The 25,124-nt window shown below is 64.0% G+C and carries 21 protein-coding genes; 2 read left to right on the top strand and 19 right to left on the bottom strand.

Annotated features, from left to right (window positions below; all coding sequences use genetic code 11):
* Positions 1-43: 43 nt before the first annotated feature.
* Positions 44-262 carry a DUF465 domain-containing protein gene (locus tag HHL14_RS03425; RefSeq protein ID WP_169496150.1) on the bottom strand — a complete coding sequence of 73 codons (219 nt, stop codon included), beginning with the start codon at positions 260-262 and terminating at the stop codon, positions 44-46.
* Positions 263-427: 165 nt separating this feature from the next.
* Positions 428-1,375 carry a hypothetical protein gene (locus HHL14_RS03420; protein ID WP_407945253.1) on the bottom strand — a complete coding sequence of 316 codons (948 nt, stop codon included), beginning with the start codon at positions 1,373-1,375 and terminating at the stop codon, positions 428-430.
* Between the two features lie 334 nt (positions 1,376-1,709).
* Between HHL14_RS03420 and HHL14_RS03415 the strand changes: the two genes are divergently transcribed.
* Positions 1,710-4,061 carry a Tex family protein gene (locus HHL14_RS03415; protein WP_169496149.1) on the top strand — a complete coding sequence of 784 codons (2,352 nt, stop codon included), beginning with the start codon at positions 1,710-1,712 and terminating at the stop codon, positions 4,059-4,061.
* Positions 4,062-4,252: 191 nt separating this feature from the next.
* Here the strand turns inward: HHL14_RS03415 and HHL14_RS03410 are convergent, their stop codons facing one another.
* From HHL14_RS03410 to ndk, 17 genes are all read right to left on the bottom strand, one after another.
* Positions 4,253-6,139, bottom strand: coding sequence for a potassium transporter Kup (locus HHL14_RS03410; protein ID WP_169496148.1), 1,887 nt, complete (start codon positions 6,137-6,139; stop codon positions 4,253-4,255).
* Between the two features lie 354 nt (positions 6,140-6,493).
* Complete coding sequence (locus HHL14_RS03405) at positions 6,494-7,069, bottom strand: phosphoribosyltransferase (protein WP_169496147.1); 576 nt, start codon at positions 7,067-7,069, stop codon at positions 6,494-6,496.
* 18 nt (positions 7,070-7,087) lie between these two features.
* Entirely contained in the window at positions 7,088-8,434 is a 1,347-nt protein-coding gene (locus HHL14_RS03400; RefSeq protein WP_169496146.1) for an adenylosuccinate synthase, read from the bottom strand.
* Positions 8,435-8,654: 220 nt separating this feature from the next.
* A complete protein-coding gene (locus HHL14_RS03395) occupies positions 8,655-9,806 on the bottom strand; it encodes an ATP phosphoribosyltransferase regulatory subunit (RefSeq protein ID WP_169496145.1) in 1,152 nt (383 codons plus the stop codon).
* 293 nt (positions 9,807-10,099) lie between these two features.
* On the bottom strand, positions 10,100-10,291 hold the full coding sequence (locus tag HHL14_RS03390) for a DUF2065 domain-containing protein (protein ID WP_169496144.1): 192 nt from the start codon (positions 10,289-10,291) through the stop codon (positions 10,100-10,102).
* Positions 10,292-10,334: 43 nt separating this feature from the next.
* Complete coding sequence (gene hflC, locus HHL14_RS03385) at positions 10,335-11,240, bottom strand: protease modulator HflC (protein WP_169496143.1); 906 nt, start codon at positions 11,238-11,240, stop codon at positions 10,335-10,337.
* Between the two features lie 15 nt (positions 11,241-11,255).
* A complete protein-coding gene (gene hflK, locus HHL14_RS03380; protein WP_169496142.1) occupies positions 11,256-12,656 on the bottom strand; it encodes an FtsH protease activity modulator HflK in 1,401 nt (466 codons plus the stop codon).
* Positions 12,657-12,705: 49 nt separating this feature from the next.
* Positions 12,706-13,893, bottom strand: coding sequence for a GTPase HflX (hflX, locus tag HHL14_RS03375; RefSeq protein WP_169496141.1), 1,188 nt, complete (start codon positions 13,891-13,893; stop codon positions 12,706-12,708).
* Between the two features lie 57 nt (positions 13,894-13,950).
* Positions 13,951-14,187 (bottom strand): RNA chaperone Hfq, encoded by a 237-nt coding sequence (gene hfq, locus HHL14_RS03370; RefSeq protein ID WP_006051315.1) that lies wholly within the window; start codon positions 14,185-14,187, stop codon positions 13,951-13,953.
* Positions 14,188-14,412: 225 nt separating this feature from the next.
* On the bottom strand, positions 14,413-15,750 hold the full coding sequence (gene der, locus HHL14_RS03365) for a ribosome biogenesis GTPase Der (RefSeq protein ID WP_169496140.1): 1,338 nt from the start codon (positions 15,748-15,750) through the stop codon (positions 14,413-14,415).
* Between the two features lie 542 nt (positions 15,751-16,292).
* Complete coding sequence (gene bamB, locus HHL14_RS03360) at positions 16,293-17,438, bottom strand: outer membrane protein assembly factor BamB (protein WP_169496139.1); 1,146 nt, start codon at positions 17,436-17,438, stop codon at positions 16,293-16,295.
* A 78-nt stretch (positions 17,439-17,516) separates the two neighbouring features.
* Positions 17,517-18,146, bottom strand: coding sequence for a tetratricopeptide repeat protein (locus tag HHL14_RS03355; RefSeq protein ID WP_169496138.1), 630 nt, complete (start codon positions 18,144-18,146; stop codon positions 17,517-17,519).
* A gap of 66 nt (positions 18,147-18,212) precedes the next feature.
* Positions 18,213-19,553, bottom strand: coding sequence for a histidine--tRNA ligase (gene hisS / locus HHL14_RS03350; protein WP_169496137.1), 1,341 nt, complete (start codon positions 19,551-19,553; stop codon positions 18,213-18,215).
* 21 nt (positions 19,554-19,574) lie between these two features.
* A complete protein-coding gene (gene ispG, locus HHL14_RS03345) occupies positions 19,575-20,891 on the bottom strand; it encodes a flavodoxin-dependent (E)-4-hydroxy-3-methylbut-2-enyl-diphosphate synthase (RefSeq protein ID WP_169496136.1) in 1,317 nt (438 codons plus the stop codon).
* 86 nt (positions 20,892-20,977) lie between these two features.
* Complete coding sequence (locus tag HHL14_RS03340; RefSeq protein WP_169496135.1) at positions 20,978-22,078, bottom strand: helix-turn-helix domain-containing protein; 1,101 nt, start codon at positions 22,076-22,078, stop codon at positions 20,978-20,980.
* Between the two features lie 213 nt (positions 22,079-22,291).
* Entirely contained in the window at positions 22,292-23,443 is a 1,152-nt protein-coding gene (gene rlmN / locus HHL14_RS03335; RefSeq protein ID WP_169496134.1) for a 23S rRNA (adenine(2503)-C(2))-methyltransferase RlmN, read from the bottom strand.
* A gap of 214 nt (positions 23,444-23,657) precedes the next feature.
* On the bottom strand, positions 23,658-24,083 hold the full coding sequence (ndk, locus tag HHL14_RS03330; protein WP_027198082.1) for a nucleoside-diphosphate kinase: 426 nt from the start codon (positions 24,081-24,083) through the stop codon (positions 23,658-23,660).
* A gap of 268 nt (positions 24,084-24,351) precedes the next feature.
* Between ndk and HHL14_RS03325 the strand changes: the two genes are divergently transcribed.
* The gene (locus tag HHL14_RS03325; RefSeq protein ID WP_169496133.1) at positions 24,352-25,050 is read left to right on the top strand and encodes a Bax inhibitor-1/YccA family protein; all 699 of its coding nucleotides are present in this window, start codon (positions 24,352-24,354) and stop codon (positions 25,048-25,050) included.
* Positions 25,051-25,124 lie beyond the last annotated feature (74 nt).

Below are 25,124 nucleotides of genomic sequence, written 5' to 3'. Positions count from 1 at the left end.
CCGGCTCGCGCGCGGCGCGCCCGGCGCCTGCCAGGCCGCGAACTCAGGCACGCGCGTCCGGTTCGAGCTGCAATTGCAGCAAGATGATGGTGTCCTTGACTTTGAGTTTGCGCTTTTTCAGGCGCTGCAACTCGAAGTCGTCGATGCCGGGCTCGTCCGAGATCCGGTCGATCAACCGGTCGAGCCCACTGTGCTCCGATTCCAGCTGCAGAATGCGGTCGCGAAGCGTGTTCGCGTCGATGGCGTGATGACGATCGCGCATGCTCGCCTCCTCTCGTCTGCGGCATCGACCGCGTGCGCGCAGCCCGATACCTGAGGTTGCTGTCCGGCTCAAAACGCGTTACGGCAACTACGGCCGCCCACCCCCGGCCACGGACCACCGGGGGTTACTGGCTCACTTTACTGCACAGTTCCTACAGCCCCTTTACTACTGTTGCTGTTGCTGTTGCTGCTGTTGCTGCTGTCTTTGCTGCTCTTCGAGTTGCTGCTGCTTCAGGTCGTCCTGACGCTTCTGCTCGGCTTTCTCGGCGGCCTGCTTCTGGCGCGCCTCGACGTCGGCCTTATGCTGCGCGGCGTCAGCCTGCTTGCGCTCGAAATTCTCCTGCTTCTGCTGACGCTCCGCTGCCTTTTGTGCGCCCTGCTGATGCGCTTCGTCGAGCTTGCGCTGGAAGTCGCCCTGCTTCTGGTCGTAGGCCTGCTGATTGGTCGCTGCCTGTGCTGGCGTGATGCCACGTTGCGCCTGATCGAGCGCATGCTGGCGCCGCTTGTCTTCGTACGCCTGCGCGTTGGCCGCGCGCTGCGGCGCCTCGGCGTTGCGCTGCGCCTGATCGATCGCGTGCTGACGTTGCTTGTCCTGATACGCCTGCTCGTTGCGCGCATCTTCGGCTGCGCGCTGCGGCGCTTCCGCCTGAGCTTGCGCGCGCCGCAACGCGGTACGCTCGTCGCGTTCGCGCGCGCGTTGCGCACGCTGTTCGGCGTCGAGCGCGAGCTGCTCCTTGCGGATTTGCGCCTGCACGGTCCGCATCGAATCGCGCGCGCGGTTCAGGCAGTGATTGACGAAGAAGCGGCTGTAGCAGTTGTGCTGCGCGACCGCGTATTGATAGTTGTTGTCGTCGCTGCGCTGGTCGAGCGCCTGTTGCCGCTCCTCGAAGGATTTGTCCAGCGCGGCCGTGTCGCTCGCGCTTTGCGGGCTGTCGGCGATAGCGGCGTCCGATGCTGCCGCAGCGGGTGCTGCAACCGCTGCCGTACCCTGCGCGGACGTCGCGGTCTGTGCGGCCGTTTGTGTGGTCGTCTGTGCGGCAGCTGGCGCCGGCATCGCCACCACACCGGCGATCACGCACGCGGCGCTCACCGCGGCGAGCGATCCGAGCGACAAACATGACGGCGATGAACGGAACGAACGAAACGAATTGAACAAGCGCGACGAAACCAGCGGCAACCGGGGCAAATGCGAAGACCAACCCGGAGTCGAACCCGGCAGCGAACCTGACGACAGAAAAGAGACCAGGCGGGTGAGGGACAAGGAGATTGGCAACGTCGTAGAGGGTCAACGGAACATGCCCGAAATTCTAACACCCTGCGGTTGAGCCCTTTGGCATTTATGGCAAAATGCCCCGCTCTAGCAACCTGGTCGCGGCCCACGCCCGGCCTGTCCCGATTTGCCGCCCGCGCGCGGCCCATCACTGAGTCCGCAGGAACACCAAGACCTTATGACGGAAACCGTAGCACTCAAGATCGTCCAGCGCATCGCCACCGAACTGTCCGTCCAGCCGCGCCAGGTCGCGGCCGCGGTGGAACTTCTCGACGAAGGCGCGACCGTTCCGTTTATCGCCCGTTACCGCAAGGAAGTGACCGGCAATCTCGACGACACGCAACTGCGTAACCTCGAGGAACGCCTGCTGTATCTGCGCGAGCTGGAAGACCGGCGCGCGACGATCATCGCGAGCATCGACGAACAGGGCAAGCTCACCGACGAACTGCGTGGCGCGATCGAAGGCGCCGACAGCAAGCAGGTGCTGGAAGACCTCTATCTGCCGTACAAGCCGAAGCGCCGCACGCGCGCGCAGATCGCCCGTGAGGCCGGCCTGCAGCCGCTCGCCGACGCGCTGCTCGGCAATCCGCTGCTCGACCCGCAAACCGAAGCCGCCGCCTACGTGGACGCGGAAAAAGGCGTGGCCGACGTGAAAGCCGCGCTCGACGGCGCGCGCGACATCCTCTCCGAACAGTTCGGCGAAACCGCCGATCTGCTCGGCAAGCTGCGCGATTACCTGTTCAACCAGGGCGTGGTGTCGTCGAAAGTGGTGGAAGGCAAGGAAACCGCGGAAGAAGAGAAATTCCGCGACTACTACGACTACGCGGAAACGATCCGCACGGTGCCGTCGCATCGCGCGCTCGCCCTCTTCCGCGGCCGCAATGCCGGCGTGCTGATGATCAAGCTCGGTCTCGGTGAAGAGCTCGACGCGCAGGTGCCGCATCCGGGCGAAGCGCTGATCGCGCGGCATTTCGGCATCGCCAATCAGAACCGCCCCGCCGACAAGTGGCTCTCCGACGTGTGCCGCTGGTGCTGGCGCGTGAAGGTGCAGCCGCACATCGAGAACGAACTGCTCACGAACCTGCGCGACGAAGCCGAGCACGAAGCGATTCGCGTGTTCGCGCGTAATCTGAAGGACTTGCTGCTGGCCGCGCCGGCGGGTCCGAAGGCCGTGATCGGCCTCGATCCGGGCATGCGCACGGGCGTGAAGGTCGCGGTGGTCGATCGCACCGGCAAGGTGCTCGCCACCGACGTGATCTATCCGCACGAGCCGCGCCGCGACTGGGACGGCTCGCTCGCGAAGCTCGCGCGCATCGCCGCGCAAACGCAAGCCGAGCTGATCAGTATCGGCAACGGCACCGCGTCGCGTGAGACGGACAAGCTCGCGAGCGAGCTGATTGCCCGTCATCCGGAGCTGAAGCTGCAGAAGATCGTCGTGTCCGAAGCGGGCGCATCGGTGTACTCGGCGTCCGAACTCGCGGCGAAGGAATTCCCCGACATGGACGTGTCGCTGCGCGGCGCGGTGTCGATCGCGCGACGTCTGCAGGACCCGCTCGCGGAGCTGGTGAAGATCGAGCCGAAAGCGATCGGCGTCGGCCAGTATCAGCACGACGTGAACCAGCGCGAACTCGCGCGTTCGCTCGACGCGGTCGTCGAAGACTGCGTGAACGCGGTCGGCGTGGATGCGAACACCGCGTCGGTCGCGCTGCTTGCGCGCGTGTCCGGCCTGAACGCGACGCTCGCGCGCAACATCGTCGACTATCGCGATGCGAACGGTCCGTTCCCGTCGCGCGAGCATCTGCGCAAGGTGCCGCGTCTCGGCGACAAGACCTTCGAACAGGCGGCCGGCTTCCTGCGTATCAACAACGGCGAGAATCCGCTCGACCGTTCGTCGGTGCACCCGGAAGCGTATCCGGTCGTCGAGCGCATTCTCGCGAAGATCAGCAGGCAGGTCGGCGAAGTGCTCGGCAATCGCGACGCGTTGCGCGGGTTGTCGCCGACCGAATTCGTCGACGAACGTTTCGGTCTGCCGACGGTGCGCGACATTCTGGTCGAACTCGAAAAGCCGGGCCGCGATCCGCGCCCCGAGTTCAAGACCGCGACGTTCCGCGAGGGCGTCGAGAAGGTCAGCGACCTGATCCCGGGCATGCTGCTCGAAGGCGTCGTGACGAACGTCGCGGCGTTCGGCGCGTTCATCGATGTCGGCGTGCATCAGGATGGCCTCGTGCACGTGTCGGCGATGTCGACGAAGTTCATCAAGGACCCGCATGAAGTCGTGAAGGCCGGTCAGATCGTCAAGGTCAAGGTGCTCGAAGTCGACGTGAAGCGCCAGCGGATTGCGCTGACGATGCGTCTCGACGACGAACCCGGCGCGACAGCCCCGCGCAGCGGCGGTGGCGCACAGCAGGATCGCGGCGGCTCGGGCGGCAACTTCAATCGTGGCGGCGGACGCGGTGCGCCGCAGCGCTCGCGCGACGCGGAGCCGGCTGGCGCGATGGCGGCCGCGTTTGCGAAGCTCAAGCAGAAGTAAGGAAGCGGTCGCGGATCGGTCCACCTCGTTTGCAGGTGTGCCGGTCTGTGCTTGAGTGTGTGGTGTGAGAGATCGCTCATTTACTGCTCACTCATCGCCCACGCCTCGTTCACCGAGGCATAAAAAAAGCCCACGCAATGCGTGGGCTTTTTGTTTGTACTCCCCGCGCGCCAGGCGCGGAAAATAACGCGTCAGATCTCGATCTTGGTCCCCAGCTCCACGACCCGGTTGGCGGGAATACTGAAGAAGTCCGTCGGCTTCGCGGCGTTCTGATGCATCCACGCAAACACGCGCTCGCGCCACACCGACATGCCCGGCAACTGCGTCGGCACCACCGTTTCGCGCGCGAGGAAGAACGACGTGTCCATCATCTCGAAAGTCATGTCGTGCGTGCGGCCGACGTCGAGCAGCACCGCCTTCACATCCGGCGTCTCGTTGAAACCGTAGGCCGCCTTCACCAGATACAGGCCGCCGTCCATGTCCTTGACCGTCACGCGCTCGGCGTCGTTCACGTACGGGATATCGCGCGTGATGAAGGTCAGGAAGATCGTGCGCTCATGCAGCACCTTGTTGTGCTTGAGGTTGTGCAGCAGGCTCACCGGCACGAGCGTGTCGCTGCCGGTCAGATAGATCGCGGTGCCCGACACGCGATGCGGCGGATGCGCGAGCAAGCCCTGCAGGAACGGCATCAACGGGATACCGTCGGCGGCCGTGCGCTCCTTGACGATCATCCTGCCCTTGAACCACGTCATCAGCAGGAAGAACAGCAGCGCGCCGATACACAGCGGCAGCCAGCCGCCTTCCTCGACCTTCAGCAGGTTCGCGCCGAAGAACCCGAGGTCGACGACGAGGAACACGCCGATGATCAGCGCGACCAGGAACTTGTTCCACTTCCACACGTTCACCATCACGACGCAGGCGAGAATCGTCGTGATCACCATCGTCGCCGTCACCGCGATACCGTATGCGGCGGCCAGATTATCCGAGCTCTTGAACGCGATCGCGATGCACAGGATGATGAACAGCAGCATCCAGTTCACGACCGGCACATAGATCTGCCCGATCGCCAGTTCCGACGTGTGCAGGACCTTCATGCGCGGCACGTAGCCGAGCTGGATCGCCTGGCTCGTCAGCGAGTACGCGCCCGAAATCACCGCCTGCGATGCGATCACGGTCGCCACCGTCGACAGCACGACGAGCGGCAACAGCGCCCAGTCCGGCGCGAGCAGGAAGAACGGATTTTCGATCGCCTTCGAGTCGTGCATCAGCAGCGCGCCCTGGCCGAAGTAGTTCAGCACCAGCGACGGCATCACGAGCACGTACCACGCCATACGGATCGGCTTCGCGCCGAAGTGGCCCATGTCCGCGTACAGCGCCTCGGCGCCGGTCAGCACCAGCACGACCGAGCCGAGCACCACGTAGGCCTGCAGCACGTGCGCGGCCATGAACGTATAGGCGTAGTACGGATTGAGCGCGCGAATCACGCTCGGCGATTGCACGATGTGCCACAAGCCGAGCACGGCGAGCACGAGAAACCACACCACCATGATCGGACCGAACAGGCGGCCGACCATCGCCGTGCCGTGACGTTGAATCCAGAACAGCGCGATCAGGATCACGATGGTCAGCGGCAGTACCAGATGCGACAGATGCGGCGCGGCGATCTCCAGACCTTCGACCGCCGAAATCACCGAGATCGCCGGCGTGATCACCGCGTCGCCATAGAACATGCAGGCGCCGAAGATGCCCAGCATCATCAGCAGGCCGGCCATTTTCGATTTCTGATCGACCGAGCGCAACGCCAGCGCCATCAGCGCAAGCACGCCGCCTTCGCCGTTGTTGTCGGCGCGCATCACGAACAGCACGTACTTCACGCCGACCACGATCATGATCGCCCAGAACAGCAGCGAGATCACGCCGAGAATCGATTGATCGGTCAACGGAATGCCATGCGACGGGCTGAAAGCCTCTTTGAGCGAGTACAACGGGCTCGTGCCGATGTCGCCGAATACCACTCCGATTGCGGCGATCGCAAGGGAAGGCAGCGGCTGTTTATGTGCGTGATTGTTATCTGTCATAGACGCAAGGGAGTCCGTTCCCGGGCGGAAAAAACGACCGCTATTCTAAACCGCCCACCTGACGCCACCCAGCCTGTTGTTGATACGCTACGTGGATGTCCGCGAAGTGTAGCACTGCGATATGACCGCGTCTGCCCAAGCCGGGAACCGTCGCGACGGACGGCGGCGACCGGACGGTCGGTCGCGGATGGCGGGTAACGTGCGCGAGACGCGATGCCGGATGTGGCGCGCGCATAAAAAAACGGAGCCCATAGGGCTCCGTTTTGCGGATACGGCATTTCAGCCAGGGCGGTGCAAGCGGCCGGCCGCGGGAAGGTCAGGCGAAACAGCCGTCCCCCGGCAGGCGAGCACGCATCACTTGTTGCCGGCCGACTCCTCGGCCTGCGCGATGCCGCGCTTGATCCACGCGCCGAGGTTATGCGGACGCACCGTGTCCCATTCCTCGAACGGCTGATGAATCCACGGATTCGTCGGCAGATACTGCACGTGGTAGTCCGGCTTCACCTTCGAGCAGCCCTTGTACCAGAGCACCGCCGAGCGCACCGCGGTAATGGCCGGATAGCGCTCCTTCAGATGCTGTTGCACGCGCGCGAGCGTGACGCCCGAATCGACGAGGTCGTCGACGAGCAGCACGTTGCCGTGCAGTTCGCCGCGCGTCATCGTGATGTATTGCGCGATGTCGAGTTCGCCCTGCTCCGTGCCGGCCGCCTCGCGATACGAACTCGTGGCGAGAATCGCCAGCGGCAGATCGTAGATGCGCGACAGCTGGTCGCCCACGCGCAGACCGCCGCGCGCGAGACACAGAATCTGGTCGAACTTCCAGTCCGATTCGTGCACGGCAAGCGCCAGCAATTCGATCAGCCGGTGATATTCCTCCCAGCCGACCCACAGGTTCTTGTCGTCGTTACGCGGATCTTTCATCGCGATCATCGGTACACCTTGCATCGCTTAGACCTTGAACGGATGACGTCGCAGAATCGTCTCGTCGCGATCCGGACCGGTGGACACCATGTCGATCGGAATACCCGCGACTTCTTCGACGCGCGACAGATACGCACGCGCGTTAGCGGGCAGCTTGTCCCACTCCTTGATACCGACCGTGCTTTCCTTCCAGCCCGCGAAGGTTTCATAGATCGGCACGCAGCGCGCGACTTCCGTCGAACCGCGCGGCAGCAGGTCGACGTTCTGGCCGTCGACCGTGTAGCCGACGCACAGCTTCACTTCGTCGAGGCCGTCGAGCACGTCGAGCTTGGTCATGCACAGGCCCGACACGCCGTTGATCTGGATCGAGCGACGCAGCGCGGCGACGTCGAGCCAGCCGGTGCGGCGCGGACGGCCGGTGACCGAGCCGAATTCCTTGCCGACGGTGGCCAGTTCGAGGCCGATCGGGTCCTGACGCGACGCGTTGTCCGCATCGTACAGTTCGCTCGGGAACGGGCCCGAACCGACACGCGTGCAGTACGCCTTCGTAATGCCGAGGATATAGTTGAGCTTCTGCGGACCAACGCCCGCGCCTGCCGTCGCGGCGCCCGCGACGCAGTTGCTCGACGTAACGAACGGATAGGTGCCGTGGTCGATGTCGAGCAACGTGCCCTGCGCGCCTTCGAACAGCAGATTGCCGCCGTTCGCGTTCACGTCGTACAGACGGCGCGACACGTCGGTGACCATCGGCTTGAGGCGCTCGGCGTAGCTCAGCATCGTGTCGAGCGTCTGCTGGAAGTCCACCGCGGCGACGCCGAGGTATTGCGTGAGCACGAAGTTGTGATAGTCGAGGTTTTCGCGCAGACGCTCGGCGAATGCCGTCGCGTCGAACAGGTCCTGCACGCGCAGACCGCGGCGCGCAACCTTGTCTTCGTAAGCCGGGCCGATGCCGCGACCAGTCGTGCCGATCTTGCTCGCGCCGCGGCGCGCTTCGCGGCCCTGGTCGATCGCGATGTGATACGGCAGGATCAGCGTGGTGGCTTCGGAAATGAACAGGCGCTTCTGAACATCGACGCCGGCGGCTTCGAGTTCGCCGATTTCCTTGAACAGCGCTTCCGGCGACAACACGACGCCATTGCCGATGTAGCACGCGACGCCGGGATGCATGATGCCCGACGGAATCAGGCGCAAGATGGTTTTCTTGCCGCCGATGATAAGCGTGTGACCGGCATTGTGACCACCCTGGAAGCGAACGACGCCCTGAGCGTGGTCCGTCAGCCAGTCGACGATCTTGCCCTTGCCCTCATCACCCCATTGGGTACCCACGACGACGACGTTGCGCCCGGGGTTCACATTCACTGCGCTGGCAGACATGTTGTTTCGTAAGCTGGTTAAAAACGTATTCTACCTATGTTCGCGGAAGCTTCCGGATTTTTTCCGTTTCCGCTCAACGGCATGCACGTTATGTTGAGTATTGCGAAGGTTGCGCGGGCGCCGCTGTCGGCATGACCGCGCCCGTTTCCGGCGGCCGTCTGGCCGCCCTGTGGCTAACGCACGGGAAGGTACCCCGGACGGGCTTTATCGGAACGCGCGCTCAGGCGCGCGGTTCGACCACCCATGCGCCATTGCGCTCGACCAGCACACGGTCGAACGCGAATTCGTCGAGATCGTGCTTGTGACCGGGCAGCGCCTGGATTACCACTTCGCCGGCATCGCGCAGCGCCGCGACCGCGACTCGCAGCGAGTCGTCGTGCCGCCACGGCGCGAGAATTGCGCTGCTGCGCGCTTCGATCGGCGAAATCCGCGCGACTTCGCGCAGATCGAGCGAAAAACCGGTTGCCGCGCGAGCCCGGCCATAAGCCTGGCCGACGTGGTCGTAACGACCGCCACGCGCGACCGCGTTCGGCACACCGTCCACATAGGCGGAGAACATCACGCCGCTGTGGTACGCGTAGCCACGCAGATCGGCGAGGTCGATCATCACTTCCGCGCCGTCGACCTGGCTCGCGAGGAACGCGAGGTCGTCGAGCGCGCGGGCAATGGCCGGCGAGTTCGGCAAACGCGCGCGCGCCTCTTCGAGCACCGAGGCATCGCCGTACAAGGCGGGCAGCGCGCGCAGTGCATCGCGAATCACCGGCGACAGTTGCGCGGTCAGCTCGACGAGACGCGGCACGTCCTTGCCGGCGAGCGCGTCATACAACGCCTGACCGAGCTGTTCGGCGGCCGGCTCGGCCTCGATCAGCGCAGCCAGCACGCCCGCGTGGCACAGGTCGAGGCGCACCTTGCCGAGACCGGCCAGACGCAGCGCGTCGAGCATCAGCTGCTGGATTTCGAGATCCGCTTCGAGGCCCGCGTGGCCATAGATTTCCGCGCCGATCTGGATCTGCTCACGCGTCGCGTGCAGGCCGCGCGGCCGCGTATGCGCGACGTTGCCCGCGTAGCACAGACGCGTGACGCCCTGGCGGTTCAGCAGATGCGCGTCGATACGCGCGACCTGCGGCGTGATGTCGGCGCGCAGACCGAGCGTGCGGCCCGACAGCTGATCGACGAGCTTGAAGGTGCGCAGATTCAGGTCCTGGCCGCCGCCCGTCAGCAGCGACTCGAGGTACTCGAGCAGCGGCGGCATCACCATCTCGTAGCCGTACGAGCGGAAACGGTCCAGCAAATGACGCCGCAATTCTTCGATCTTGCGGGCCTCCGACGGCAGCACGTCGGCAATATTCTCGGGAAGCAACCAGGTCGACATCGATACAGTCCTACGGCGTTGAGCACGGCGTCTTGAAGCGCCGATGAATGAGTGTGAATGGCGTGCAGCGACTTGATTCCGGCAGGTCGTTCGGGCGGTCCGGGCGGTCCGGCGACACTCTCCTCGCGACTCGTGCATGACGCGCGGCATGCTGCATACGGCAGGCGGTGCCTCGCCTGCCAGGCCAGCGCCTTATGCAAGCGAACGAAACCCGCGACTACGGGCCCCGTTTCGCGGCGCTGGCGCGGTGTTCGTGAGAGCCGAGCGTCAGAGCACGCGAAACCCTCGCCTCTTCAGGTCGCGATAAACAGCAAAACCAGCCCGAGCAACATCACGATGAGTCCGCCGACGCGAATATGATGCGGCGGCCGCTCCGCTATTTTACGGAACGTGTCGCGCCAGGCGCTCGGAAAAACGAAGGGAAACATCCCCTCGATAATCAGCATCAAGGCGATCGCGAGCAGTAACGAGCCAGCTATGTCCATGCGAGTGAAGCGGCCGCGATGCGGATGCCGCGGCCTTCGGTAATCAGCGTTTGCGCGGAGTCGTCGCGGGAGCGTCCGGGGCGGCGCCACCGGTCGGGCTACGCATGAAGCGGAAGAACTCGCTGTTCGAGTCGACCACGATCAGATCGCCCGGCTTGAAGGTCTTCCGGTACGCCTGCATGCTGAGATAAAACTGATAGAACTGCGGGTCCTTGCCGAACGCTTCGGCGGCGATTTCCGCGGCCTTCGCATCGCCTTCGCCGCGAATGCCCTGCGCCTGCGCGAGGCCGTCGGCGAGCACCGCCTGCTGCTTCGCAAGCGCGTCGGCACGAATCTGATCCGCTTCCGCGGTGCCCTTCGCGCGCTCGTCGGCAGCGGCCTGATCGCGCGCGGCGATCATGCGCTTGAAGACGCCATCAGTTGCCGACGCCGGCAAATCGACGCGCGTCAACTGCACGTCCACCACCGACACGCCGAGCGACGCCGCGCCTTGATCCATCGCGCGACGCGCTTCTTCGGCAAGCGCCGGCTGTTTGGCGAGCGCATCCGACAGCGTGAACTTGCCGAACGCATCGCCGAGCGCGCCGCGTGACAGCAGCGCGAGCCGATCCGGCAAGCTCTGCACGTCGCCCTTCGTTTCGGCAATCAGCTTCAGCGGATCGGTTACACGGAACTTGATGACCGGGTTGACCAGCAGATCGGTTTTATCGGACGTGACGTAATGGTCTTCGTCCGGTGCGTCGAGCGACTGGATGCGATTGTCGACCAGCGTGACCGTTTGCAGCGGCGGCGGCAGCTTCACGTGCAGACCGGGGCCGAGTAGCGTGGGCGTGGCGTCGCCGCGCGCGGACAAGACCGCCATATGGCGTTGATCGACGACGAATACCATCGACGATGCCGCGAACAGCACGATAACGATGGCGACGACGAGCGCGATGATTCTGTTCATGTTTCCGTGCGCTCCTTATTGAACGTCATCTTCACGCATGCGATTGCGGAATGCATCGCGCGAACGCAGCGACGCGGCGCTCGGACGGCTCGCGGGCGCCGGCGCGGAAGCCGCGGGGGCCGAGGCGGCGTCGGTCGCGGCACCTGCGGCGGCGCCGGTATCGGGCACCGCAGCGGGTCCCGAAGCAACCGACGGCACCGCGGCACTCGCCCCTTGCGGCGCGCTCGCCGCAGCCGCGCCGGACGCTGCGGCCTGGCGTTCGCGGTTCTGCTCGACGAGCCGGTCGAGCGGCAGATACAGCACGTTGTTGCCGTTCTTCGCGTCGACGAACACCTTGGTCGCGTTCGAGTAGATCTGCTGCATCGTTTCCATGTACAGACGGAAGCGCACCACCGCCGGCGCCTTCGCGTATTGCGCGTAGACCTGCTTGAAGCGCTCGGCCTCGGCCTGCGCCTGCGCGACCGTGCTTTCGCTATAGGTCTTCGCTTCCGCGACCTGACGCGCGACGTCGGCCTGCGCGCGCGGCAGCAGATCGGCCGCGTAGACCTGCGCATCGCGCTTCGCACGTTCGTTTTCGTCGCGCACCTTGGCGGCTGCGTCGAAGGCGGGCTGCACCTGCTCCGGCACCTGCACGCTCTGGATCGTCACGCCCGTGACCGCGAGGCCGGACTGGTACTGGTCGAGCGATTGCTGGATCGACGCCTGCAACTGCTGGCGCAAGGTTTCGTGATCCTGATCGAGAATGTCGCTGGTGCTGTGCGCACCGACGATCGCGCGCACCGCCGCCTGCGCGGCATGCATCACGCTCTGATCGGGTTCGACGCTACGGAACAGATAGTCGGTGGGCTTGTGAATCTGGTATTGCACCGCGAAGCGCACGTCGACGATGTCGCCGTCGTGCGTGAGCATCGACGCGTCCTTCACGTTCGCGAGACGCACCACATTGCTGCGGCCGATCTCGACCTGGCGGGTCTGCCCGATGTTGACGAACTCGTGCGATTCGAACGGATACGGCAGACGCCAATGCACGCCCTGATCCGCCGTGTAGCGGTATTTGCCGAACTGCATCACGACGGCCGCCTGGCCGTCCTGCACCACGAACACACCGCTGCCGAGATAGATCGCGATCAGCACGCCGATCACGATGCCGACGCCGATGCGCGCGCCGCGTCCGTTGTCCGGACGGCCGCCGCCGGCACCCCCGCCCTTGCGGCCGAAAATCCGCGATAGACGACGATTGAAATCGCGCCACATTTCATCGAGATCGGGCGGCCCCTCGCCGTCGCGCCCCGGACGCTTCGGATCGTTCGGCCGTTGCCGGTCGCCATTACCGTCGCCCCGGCCCCAGCGCGGATCGTTCAGTGAAAGCAAGGCGCGCATACGCAGCCAGGTACTCCGCTCGTTGTAATCGTTCACCTGTGTTCGTTCACCAGAGTAGACAGCGTGTCAATGCAATTGGAACGGGTCAGTGCCCGAGTTCTGGAACCTTATGATTATCGTGCGGTTCCGCAGCGCGGTCGTCTTTTGACGGATCGAGCGGCATGTCGGTAAGCGGTTCGGCAGTAGCGATTTCAGCGATGGCAGCGCGCAACGTATCAAGCCCCTGCCCCGTGCGCGCGCTCAAAAAGACGCGCGAAATATTACCATACTCATCCCGCTCAACCGCGTCGCCACGGGCCGCCAGCTCCGGCACCGCGTCGATCTTGTTGAACACGAGCACCTGACGGATCGTGTCCGCGCCGATCGCGTGCAGCACTTCGTTGACCTGGTCGATCTGATCGAGCCGCACCGCGCTCGACGCGTCGACCACGTGCAACAGCAGGTCCGCGTGAATGGTTTCCTCGAGCGTCGCGCGAAACGCGGCGACCAGCTGGTGCGGCAGCTCGCGGATAAAGCCGACGGTATCGGAGACCACCACCTGCCCCGCTTCGTCGCCGAGATAGACGCGCCGCGAGGTTGTGTCGAGCGTCGCGAACAGCTGGTCGGCGGCGTAGGCCTGCGCCTTCGTCAGCGCATTGAACAGCGTCGATTTGCCCGCGTTCGTATAGCCGACGAGCGATACCGACATCGTCTGGTTGCGGCTGCGCGCGCGGCGCTGCGTGCCGTGCTGGCGACGCAGCTTGTCGAGCCGGATCTTCAGCGCCTTGATGCGCTCGCCGATCAGCCGGCGGTCGGTTTCGAGCTGCGTTTCGCCCGGACCGCGCAGACCGATACCGCCCTTCTGCCGTTCAAGGTGAGTCCACGCGCGAATCAGCCGGGTGGACAGATACTGCAGCTGCGCGAGCTCCACCTGCAGCTTGCCTTCGTGGCTGCGGGCGCGTTGCGCAAAAATGTCGAGGATGAGGCTGGTGCGATCGACCACGCGCCGGTTAAGCGCCCGCTCCAGATTGCGCTGCTGCGCAGGGGCCAGAGCGTGGTTGAAGATCACGAGTTCGATGTCGTTCGCTTCGCACGCAAGACGCAGTTCTTCCGCCTTGCCGCTGCCGACGAACATCTTCGCGTCGGGACTGGAACGACGTCCGGTGAGAGTGACTACAGGATTCGCGCCCGCGCTTTGCGCGAGCAGGCTGAGTTCTTCGAGACTGGCTTCGAAATCGATCTTGCCGAAGTCGATGCCAACGAGCGCTGCATTGATCAAATTGGAGGGTATCAAAATGACGCGGCCGGGAGAGGTCGCCAACGGGCGACGCTGCGCCGGCCGCGACGAGGGTTAGGACTGTTCGGAATCCGGGTGGAAATTCACCGGGCGGGCCGGCACGACCGTCGAAATGGCGTGCTTGTAGACCATCTGGGTGACCGTATTCCGGAGCAACACGACGTACTGGTCGAACGATTCGATGTTCCCTTGAAGCTTGATGCCGTTGACCAGGTAGATCGACACCGGCACATGCTCTTTACGCAGTGCGTTCAAAAACGGGTCTTGTAACAATTGCCCTTTGTTGCTCATAGCAAACTCCGTATTTTTTTGCAGGTTGACTGAATTGACGGGGAAGAAAAAGAGATCCACCGCCAACCGCTACACTATAGCTGATTTTCATTTCGGCGCGCGGGCCCGGGCCAGGCGGCCAAAGCCAGTACGCACGCGGGTTTCGGCCTGACTTCCAGGCCAAATTCGAGCTTGAGTCCGGGCCTCGATTTCAGGCCCGTTCCGGCTCGGACTTCAGCCCGAAGTTCAGCCTTTGTCCGCGTAAGGGTTCGTCGACGATCTGAACTCTATTCGCAATGGAGTGCCTGTCAGCTTGAAAGTTTCCCTGAAGCGATTTTCGAGGTAGCGCTTATACGTGTCGGTGATCGCGTCGAGCGCGTTGCCGTGAATCACGATGATCGGCGGATTCTGACCGCCCTGGTGCGCATAACGCAGCTTCGGCCGCACCGGGCCGCGGCGGCGCGGCTGCTGGAATTCCACCGCTTCGATCAGCGCGCGCGTCAGCTTCGGCGTCGGCAGTTTCGCCATCGCGGCCGTGTAGGCATCGTCGACCGAACGCATCAGCGGGCCAATTCCGGTTTTCTCCGCGGCGGAAATGAAGTGGAATTTGGCAAAGTCCAGAAATTTTAGTTTGCGCTCGAGGTCGGCTTTGGTGCGCTCGCGCACATGCGGATCGAGACCGTCCCACTTGTTCACGCCCACCACCAGCGCACGACCCTGCTCGACGACGAAGCCGGCGATGTGCGCATCCTGCTCCGAAATGTCCTGGCGCGCGTCGAGCAGCAGGATCACGACGTTCGCGTCGGAGATCGACTGCAGCGTCTTCACCACCGAGAACTTCTCGATCGCCTCGAACACCTTGCCGCGACGGCGCAGGCCAGCCGTGTCGATCAGCGTGTACGGCTTGCCGTTGCGCTCGAAATCGACGTAGATCGAATCGCGCGTGGTGCCCGGCATGTCGAACGCGATGACCCGCTCTTCGCCGACCAGCGCGTTGATCAGCGTCGACTTGCCGACGTTCGGCCGGCCGACGATCGCGATCTTCACGCCGCGCGTTTCCTTGTCCTCATCGCTCTCTTCCGGCTGGCCGGCGTATGCGACTTCGAGCGCTTCGTTGATCATTTCCGTCACGCCGTCGCCGTGCGCGGCGGAAATCGCGCGCGGGTCGCCGAGGCCGAGCTCGTAGAAGTCGGCGGCGACCGTCGTGTAGCGCATCCCTTCGGCCTTGTTGACGACGAGGAAGATCGGCCGGCCGACCTTGCGCAGATAGTCGGCGATCGACTTGTCCTGCGGCGCGAGACCGTTGCGACCGTCGACGATGAACACGACGATGTCCGACTCCTCGACCGCCTGGCGGGTCTGGCGCGCCATCTCGTGCAGGATGCCGTCTTTCGCGACCGGTTCGAAACCGCCGGTATCGACGACCAGATACGGCCGCTCGCCGGTGCGCCCTTCGCCGTAATGGCGATCGCGGGTGAGACCGGGCAGATCGGCAACCAGCGCGTCGCGCGAGCGCGTGAGGCGGTTGAATAGCGTGGATTTCCCCACATTGGGGCGCCCGACGAGGGCAATAACGGGTTTCATCTGATGTTGTTCACGGTGAAACGCGGGATCGGCAGCGATCGCCCGCGTAGCGACGTCAGGAGAGTCGCCACATGGCGACGTTCCGACGAAATTATCACGAATTCGGCCAGCCCCGGATAAGCAATCGCGATACGCATCCGGGCGGACGGGAGTGGGCTGTGCAGACGATGGCGGCTGCCGTCTGCTGCAGATCCGATTGCCCGACGGTTCGCACGTCCGTTCGAGCACGTTTCGTTGCGCGCCGCTCGAGGCGTCGGCTTGACACGTCCACTCGACGCATCTTTTCACGCGCTTTTTCACGGTCCCGCTGAAGAAGCCCGGACGCCGCCGGCACGACAGCCGGGACAGCACGCGATCCGACTTGCCGGACCAGCCCGTCCGGCGATTTTTTCTATTGAGCCCATTCGCTCGCGCGGCGGGCAGACCGGCAAACCCAAACCGGTTCGCCTACTTCCAGCCGGCGTGAAGCCGGCTCGAACCTCAACTAAAAAGCGCGCGGCCGGCAAAGCCGGCCTGCGCGCCAGACAGCCTGTGTTACGCGATCAACGCGGGCGGAAGCCGTACAGACCGCCGTTGCGCGTCTGCACGATCAGCGTGTCGCCGGCCAGCACCGGCGCCGCGGTAATCGCGCTGCCGTCGGTCTTCACCCGCGCGACGACCACGCCGTCGGTCGCCGACAGGAAATGCACATAGCCCTGGTAGTCGCCGAACACGGCCGCACGACCGAGCAGCATCGGCACGCTCAGATCGCGGTTCTTCAGCGTCTCGTTCTTCCACAGCACCGAGCCGTTGTTGCCGTCGAACGCGGACACGACCGACCAGTCGTCCGCAGCCACCACGCTGCGCTCATCCTGCGCGAGACCGCTCGCACTCGAGAACGGCTTGCTCCACAGCGAGCGGCCCGAGTTCGCGTCGAAGCAGCCAATCTGGCCCTGGAACGTGACCGCGCAGGTTTGCGAGCCGACCAGCGTGGGCGGGCCCGTCACGTCGTTGATACGCTCGACTTCGGTCACGCCCTTCGGATACGACACCGGCGTCTGCCAGTAGGTGTCGCCGGTCTGCAGGTTGATTGCCGCGAACGAGCCGCCCGGGAAGCCGGCCAGCACCGCCGCGTCGCCCGCGAAGGTCATGCCCGACGACACGCGCAGGTTCAGCGGCACCGCACGGTTGCGGTAGTTCCACTTCTGCTCGCCGGTTTGCGCGTTGAACGCGACGATCTGACCGTCGATCGTGCGCACGATCACGAGGCCGTTGCCGACGAGCGGCGGCGAGATGATTTCGCCCGGCGCCCGGGCCGTCCAGAGTTGCTTGCCGTCCGCGCCGAGCACGTACACGTCGCCCTTCAGACCGCCGACCGCGGTGAGCGTGCCGTCGCTGCCGGCACCGGCCGACAGGTCGTCATGCAGCTTGACGCGCCACACGTCCTTGCCGGTTTGCGCGTCGATTTTGGCAACCGTGCCGTTCGCGCCCGCCGCGATCACGGCATTGCCGACCGCGACTGGCGAGAACAGGTAGCGACCCGCCTTGCCCACGCTCGCCGACCAGGACTGCTGCACATCGAGCACGGATTTGAACTCGGTGAGCGGCGTCGGCACACGGCGCTCGTCTTTCGTGGATGAGCAAGCCGCCAGCGTGAGAACGGTCATCGCACAGATAACGGGCACAGCGTAACGTTTCAGCAGATTCATCGGTGGACGAAGCATTCAGGAAATGGATTAAAGGAGACCGTCTTGCGGTCATGGCGCGCGGCGCGCCGCGCGGGACGCTCAGCTGCCGAGCGCATCCAGTTTGAACTGGATCAGCTGACGCGCGGAGCTGTCGCTCTTTGCCAGCGAATCGAGCGCAAGCTGGTAGGCCGTGCGCGCATCGTCGCGCTTGCCCTGAGCGGCGAGCAGGTCGCCACGGCGATCCGCGACGACGCCCTTGAAGGCATCCGATTGCGGTTCGGCCAGCAGCGCGAGCCCCTGGTCGTAGGCTTTTTCGTCGAGCAGCAGCGACGCCATGCGCAGCTTCGCGATCTGCTTGAACTCGTCGTCTTTCGCGTGATCGATCGCCCATTGCAGTTGCGCCTTCGCGCCGGCTTCGTCGCCGGCGGCGTACAGCGCCTTGGCGGCGCCGAGCGCGGTCAACTGCGCGTAGGCGGTGCGACCGAACTTGTCCTGCATGTCGGCGGCGACGCGCAGGACCTGCGCCTTGTCGCCCGACGTCACGGCCTGTTGCACCTGGTCATACAGCACCGACGCTTCGGCGGCCTGGCGACGCTGCCAGAAATTCCAGCCGTTCCAGCCCGCGCCTGCCAACAACGCCACCAGCACGATCCACGTGGTCGCATTGCCCCACTGCTTCCACCATGCCTTCAGACTTTCAATCGATTCTTGTTCGTCGTGGTAACTCATCGCCCGGCGATTTCCTCTTTCTTGATACTTACGCGTGTCGAGCCAGCCGGCCCGACGACATCGCGATCAGTCGTCGCCGTCTTCGGCGGTTGCAACCATCGCATTGATTAGATATTCGGTCAAGTCTTCGGCGGGCACGTTCTGTTGCTCGCTCTTACCGCCGTTGGCCTGCGTATCGCGCAGCGGTTTGACGCCGACCGTGCCGTTGGCGATCTCGTCTTCGCCGAGCACCACCGCGAACGCGGCGCCGCTCGCGTCGGCGCGCTTCATCTGCGACTTGAAGCTTGCCGACTGGCCGTCCGCGCTGCAATGCAGGATCACGTCGAGGCCCGTATCGCGCAACCGCTCGGCAATGATGAAAGCCTGCTCGCGCGCGGCATCGCCCTGATGGACCATGTACACGTCGCAGCCTTCGTCTTCCGGCACGAGCTGCTCTTCCTTCAGCAGTTCGAGAATCCGTTCGACGCCCATCGCCCAGCCGCACGCGGCCGTCGGCTTGCCGCCAAGCTGCTCGATCAGCGGATCGTAGCGGCCGCCCGCGGCGACCGTGCCTTGCGCGCCGAGCTTATCGGTCACCCACTCGAACACGGTCAGATTGTAGTAATCGAGACCGCGCACGAGACGCGGATTGATCGTGAACGGCAGGTTGTTTGCCTTCAGAAGACGCTGCAGCCCTTCGAAGTGCGCGCGCGATTCCTCGCCGAGAAAATCGATCAGCTTCGGCGCGTTCTGCGCGACTTCCTGCAACGCCGGATTCTTCGTGTCGAGTACGCGCAGCGGGTTCGTATAGAGACGACGCTTCGCGTCTTCGTCGAGCACGTCCATGTGCTTTTCGAGATACGCGATCAGTTCGACGCGATGCGCGGCGCGCTCTTCAGCGAGACCCAGCGAGTTGATTTCGAGCTTGATGCCGCTCAGGCCGAGGTCGTCCCACAGGCGCTGGCACATCATGATGATTTCCGCGTCCGCATCCGGGCCCGCGAAGCCAAGCGCCTCGACGCCGACCTGATGGAACTGGCGATAACGGCCGCGCTGCGGACGCTCGTGACGGAACATCGGGCCGATGTACCACAGGCGCTTCGGGCCGTCGTACAGCATGTTGTGCTCGATCGACGCACGCACCACCGCCGCCGTGTTTTCCGGGCGCATGGTCAGGTTTTCGCCGTTCAATGCATCCGTGAAGCTGTACATCTCTTTTTCGACGATATCGGTCACTTCGCCGATCCCGCGCGTGAACAGCTGCGTATGCTCGACGATCGGCGTGCGGATATTCTGGTATCCGTACGAACGCAGCATCGACCTGGCGGTGGTCTCGAAAAATTCCCAGAGCCCGGCTTCCTGCGGAAGGATGTCGTTCATGCCCTTCACGCCGGACAGCTTCTCGAGCTTTTTCTTCTGTTCAGTCATCTGTATTTCGATAGCCGATGTTTAGTTGAGCGCGTCGGCGCGACCATAACGGCGCTCGACGTAGTCGCTCACGATTTGCTGGAATTCTTGCGCGATGTTCTCGCCGCGCAGCGTCTTGACCTTCTCGCCGTCGATGAACACCGGCGCGGCCGGATTCTCGCCCGAACCCGGCAGGCTGATACCGATATTGGCCTGCTTCGATTCACCCGGTCCGTTGACGATGCAGCCCATCACCGCGACATGCATCTGCTCGACGCCAGGATACTGATCGCGCCACACCGGCATCTGCGTGCGCAGATAGGTCTGGATCTGCGACGCGAGTTCCTGGAACAGCGTGCTGGTGGTGCGACCGCAGCCCGGACACGCGATCACCATCGGCGTGAACGAGCGCAGCCCCATGGTCTGCAGGATTTCCTGACCGACGATCACTTCGCCGGTGCGCGACGCGCCTGGTTCCGGCGTCAGCGAAATGCGGATCGTGTCGCCGATGCCCTGCTGCAGCAGCACCGACAGCGCCGCCGTCGACGCGACGATGCCCTTCGAGCCCATGCCCGCTTCGGTCAGGCCCAGATGCAGCGCGAAGTCACAACGGCGTGCGAGTTCGCGATACACGGCGATCAGATCCTGCACGCCGCTGACCTTGCACGACAGGATGATCTGGTCGCGTCCGAGGCCAAGTTCGACCGCGCGCTCCGCCGAGCCGATCGCCGACTGGATCAGCGCTTCGTACATCACGCTTTGCGCTTCCCACGGCGTGGCACGCGACGCGTTTTCGTCCATCATCTTCGCGAGCAGGTCCTGGTCGAGACTGCCCCAGTTCACGCCGATGCGCACCGGCTTGTCGTATTTGACCGCCGCTTCGATCATCTGCGCGAACTGCGTATCGCGCTTCGCACCATGACCGACGTTGCCCGGATTGATCCGGTACTTCGACAGCGCTTCCGCGCAGGCCGGGTAGTCGCGCAACAGCAGATGGCCGTTGTAGTGGAAGTCGCCGACGAGCGGCACCATCACGCCCATCCGGTCGAGCTGTTCGCGCACGGCCGGTACGGCCGCCGCGGCTTCCGGCGTGTTCACCGTGATACGGACCAGCTCCGAGCCGGCCTGTGCCAGTTCCTTGATCTGGATCGCGGTGCCGATTGCGTCGGCGGTGTCGGTGTTGGTCATCGACTGGACGCGCACCGGCGAGTCGCCACCGATGGTGACGAGCTGGCCGCCCCAGCGGACGTTGACCGCATGCGACTTGCGCCGCATCGCGGGACCGCCGAACACCGGCTCGTCTGAAACGATCTTGCTACAGGATTGGGATTGAGCTTCGGATTGCATCGAAAAACCCATTTACGCCGCATGCGCTACACAAAAACGCAGCGCCTGAATTGAAAAAGCGCCGCGGACCGGTTTGGCCGCGGCGCGTACCGTATCTGTCAAGGCAGCGCGAAGCGCGCCACGTTGCCTTTGGCTGCCGAATATTTCGACGGATCGACCGGCTGGCCGTCGAGCGTCAGCGATTCGAGACCGGCTTTGTTGCCGACCGTTACCTTGAACGGCGCCGCACCGCTCACTTCCTTCGAGTCGCCCGCGTGCACGAGGCCGGAGAACAGCTCCTTGCCATCCTTGCCACGCACGCTGAACCAGCTGTCCTGGGTCACGCGCAGCCCGACGACCGCCTCGCCCGGTGCGGCGACAACCGCCGGCGCCGATGCGCCCGCCACGACGGCCTGAGGCTGCGAGCCGGCCTGCGCTGCCGCAGCCGTCGTCGTTCCATTCACCACCGCCGCAGCCGACCCCGGCGCCGTACCGGTAGCAAGCGGCGTAGGCATCGGCGTAACCGTCGCAGATGCCGCATTATCCGCGTTCGCCGCGGTGTTGGCGGCAGTCGCCGTATCCGCTGCCGACGCGCCTTCCTGTGCCGGCAACGCCGGACCTTGCGCGACCGCGCCCGAGGCGCCCGTTTCATTGCTCGTCGAACCGTTCGCGCTCGCTTTCAGACGCGCGAGCCATGCGGACGAATCGCCGCTATTGGTGCGCCACACGCCGAGCGCGATGACCGCGACGACGATCGCCGCGATGCCCCACAACCACGAGCGGCTCTTGTGCCCGCTGTCGCCGAGCGTCAGCGAAACCTTGCCGCGCGGCAGGTCCTTGCCCGACGATGCCGGCATCGACAGATTCGGTACCGGCACACCCTTCTCGCGCCGCAGAGCCGCCGTAAAAGGCGCCGGATCGGCGCCCAGCATTTTCGCGTAGCTGCGCACCACGCCGAGCGCGAAGGTGGTATCCGGCAGATGGCTGATATCGCCCGCTTCGAGTGCGCTCAGTTTGACGACCGACACCTTCAGCCGCGCCGACACGTCTTCGATCGTCCAGCCTTTCGATTCGCGCAGCTGATTCAGGCGCGCGCCCACCGCAGCCAGCGAATCGAGGGCCGGCTGCACGACAGGCTGGACCACCGCCCGCGCAGCGGGTGCCGGATGGCCGTCGTTCGTGTCTGTCTCGTGCGGCTGCGGGTGCTGCGGCTCACTCATCCCAAATCCTTTCGCGTCGATTCTTTTCTCGTGCAACCGGACGGGCTCAAGCCTCACGTCCGAATCGCAGACCGTTTATAACAAAATGCGCGGCTTTGTGTGCCGCTCCCGATCGATTCTGCAAACTTTCTTTTCAATCGACGGTGACATCTGGCACTTTATTGCGTTCGCGGAGCTTCATTCGTGAACGCCAGCACCCAGCCATTCCGCCGATTACACGGCGCGAACTTCGATCACCTTCGCCGCCTTCCCGGTGCGCTCAGCAAGACGCGTGCGGTCCTTCACCGCACCGGCCAGCTGACCGCAGGCAGCATCGATATCGTCGCCGCGGGTCTTGCGCACCGTGGTGACGACGCCCGCGTCCATCAGCACCTGCGCAAACCGCTTGATCTGTTCCGACTTCGAGCGGATCAGGCCCGACTCGGGGAACGGATTGAACGGGATCAGATTGAATTTGCATGGCACGTTGCGCGTGACGGCGAGCAATTCGCGCGCGTGCGCCTCGCTGTCGTTGACGCCATCGAGCATGCAGTATTCGAACGTAATGAAATCGCGCGGCGCGACTTTCAGGTAGCGTTCGCACGCCGCCATCAGTTCGCGCAACGGATACTTCTTGTTGAGCGGCACCAGCTCGTCGCGCAGCGCGTCGTTCGACGCATGCAGCGAGACCGCGAGCGCCACCGGCAGATCGGCGCCGAGCCGGTCCATCATCGGCACGACGCCGGAGGTGGACAGCGTCACGCGCCGGCGCGACAGGCCGTATGCGTTGTCGTCGAGCATCAGGCGCATGGCCGGCACGACCGCGTCGTAATTGAGCAGCGGCTCGCCCATGCCCATCATCACGACGTTCGTGACGACGCGTTCGCCCTTGCCGTCGCCACCCATCGCGCGACCGCTCGCGTCACCGCGTGCCGCGCGCAGCGCAAACTCGGCCATGCGCAGCTGACCGATGATTTCGCCTGTGGTGAGATTGCGGGAGAACCCCTGCTTGCCGGTCGAGCAGAACCGGCAATTGACCGCGCACCCGGCCTGCGACGACACGCACAGCGTGCCGCGAGTTTCTTCCGGGATGTACACGGTTTCAACGGCGTTACCGTTGCCGACGTCGATCAGCCACTTGCGTGTGCCGTCCGACGAAATATGGTCGCTGACGATGTCCGGCATCGTGATCGAAGCGCGCCCCTTGAGCTTTTCGCGCAAGGACTTCGCGAGATCGGTCATGCCGTCGAAGTCGGCAGCGTTGTACTGGTGAATCCAGCGCTGCAATTGCTTGGCGCGAAACGGCTTCTCGCCCAGGCTGTCGCAATAGGCGACGAGCCCTTGGGCGTCGAGGTCGAGAAGGTTGACGTTGGGACTGCTCGTCATATCGAATCCTGCCATTTCAGTGCGAGACTACATTCATGCAACAAGCTGCATGAACGCCGTGCCGATCGCGCCCATTCCTGCTGCTTTTACCTTACTACTTTGCCGGCCCCCGCGCGCAATTCATGCGATAAAACCCGGCTGCACGAAGCGCGCGACACGGGGACGGCCAGCACCTGCCGCGGCACGCCGCTCGCGCGACGCCCGCAGTAAGCGCTTAACGCGAGTAGACGTTGACTTGCGGGAAGAAGAACGCGATTTCGACCGCTGCCGTTTCCGGTGCGTCCGAACCGTGGACCGCGTTAGCGTCGATGCTGTCTGCGAAGTCGGCGCGGATCGTGCCCTTCTCCGCCTTCTTCGGATCCGTTGCGCCCATCAGGTCGCGGTGCTTCAGGATCGCGTTTTCGCCTTCCAGCGCCTGCACGACCACCGGGCCCGAAATCATGAATTCGACGAGGTCCTTGAAGAACGGACGTGCTGCGTGCACAGCGTAGAACTTCTCGGCGTCAGCACGCGACAGGTGAACCATGCGCGATGCCACGATCTTCAGACCAGCGTTTTCAAAACGGGTGTAGATCTGGCCGATCACGTTCTTGGCCACTGCGTCCGGCTTGATAATCGACAGAGTGCGTTCGATCGCCATAAAAACTCCAAAAAATTAAGAGGTTACAGATTCAAATGAATCCGCTATTGTAGCATGTTCCCGTGTATGATTGCGATTGTACCCTTACGGAATTGAAAGGATTCGGGCAAATAGTCAAAAATGCTGGTAGCGTAGGCGGTATGGGCAGTTGCGGGGTATTGAAACTCCCCGCCGTCGCGCTAATCTTAGGGAAGAATGCGGCGCCGCCGGCGCTTCAGGAATTGCCGTATCACCATTACGAAACACGCTTCCGAGGTAAGGAGAGACCATGAACGATCATCCGTATATGTTTGGCCGCAATGGCGCGGTCAGCACGGCCGAAACGCGCAACCGCGTGCTACGGAACACCTACTGGCTGCTCGCGCTGTCCATGATTCCGACCGTGCTCGGCGCCTGGGTCGGCCTCGCCACCGGCTTCTCGCTGTTCGCCGCCACCAGCCCGGCAATGAGCATGCTGGCGTTCTTCGCGATCGCCTTCGGCTTCATGTTCGCCATCCAGCGCACCAAAGACAGCGCCGTCGGCGTGTTCGTGCTGCTCGGCTTCACGTTCTTCATGGGGCTCATGCTGTCGCGCATTCTCGCGTTCGTGCTCGGCTTCTCGAACGGCCCGTCGCTGATCATGCTCGCGTTTGGTGGCACTGGTGTGATCTTCGCGGCGATGGCGACCATCGCCACGGTCAGCAAGCGCGACTTCTCGGGCCTCGGCAAGTGGCTCTTCATGGGCGTGATCGTGATCCTGCTCGCATCGGTCGCGAACGTGTTCCTACAACTGCCGGCGCTGATGCTGACGGTCTCGGTCATGGCGATCGTGATCTTCTCGGTGTACATCATGTACGACGTGCAGCGCGTGGTGAACGGCGGTGAAACGAACTACATCACCGCGACGCTCGCGATCTACCTCGATCTGTACAACGTCTTCGTCAACCTGCTCGCGCTGCTCGGCATTTTCGGTGGCAACCGCAATTAAGCCTGACCACGGACGTGGCGCCTCCGAGGCGCCGCGCCTGATGCAACAAGACGCATCAAAAAAAGCCCATCACG

Source organism: Paraburkholderia antibiotica (genome assembly GCF_012927125.1).
GTDB classification, from domain to species: Bacteria; Pseudomonadota; Gammaproteobacteria; order Burkholderiales; family Burkholderiaceae; genus Paraburkholderia; species Paraburkholderia antibiotica.
Note: the sequence above shows the minus strand (reverse complement) of the source record. Positions and strands in the feature narration are given on the sequence as shown.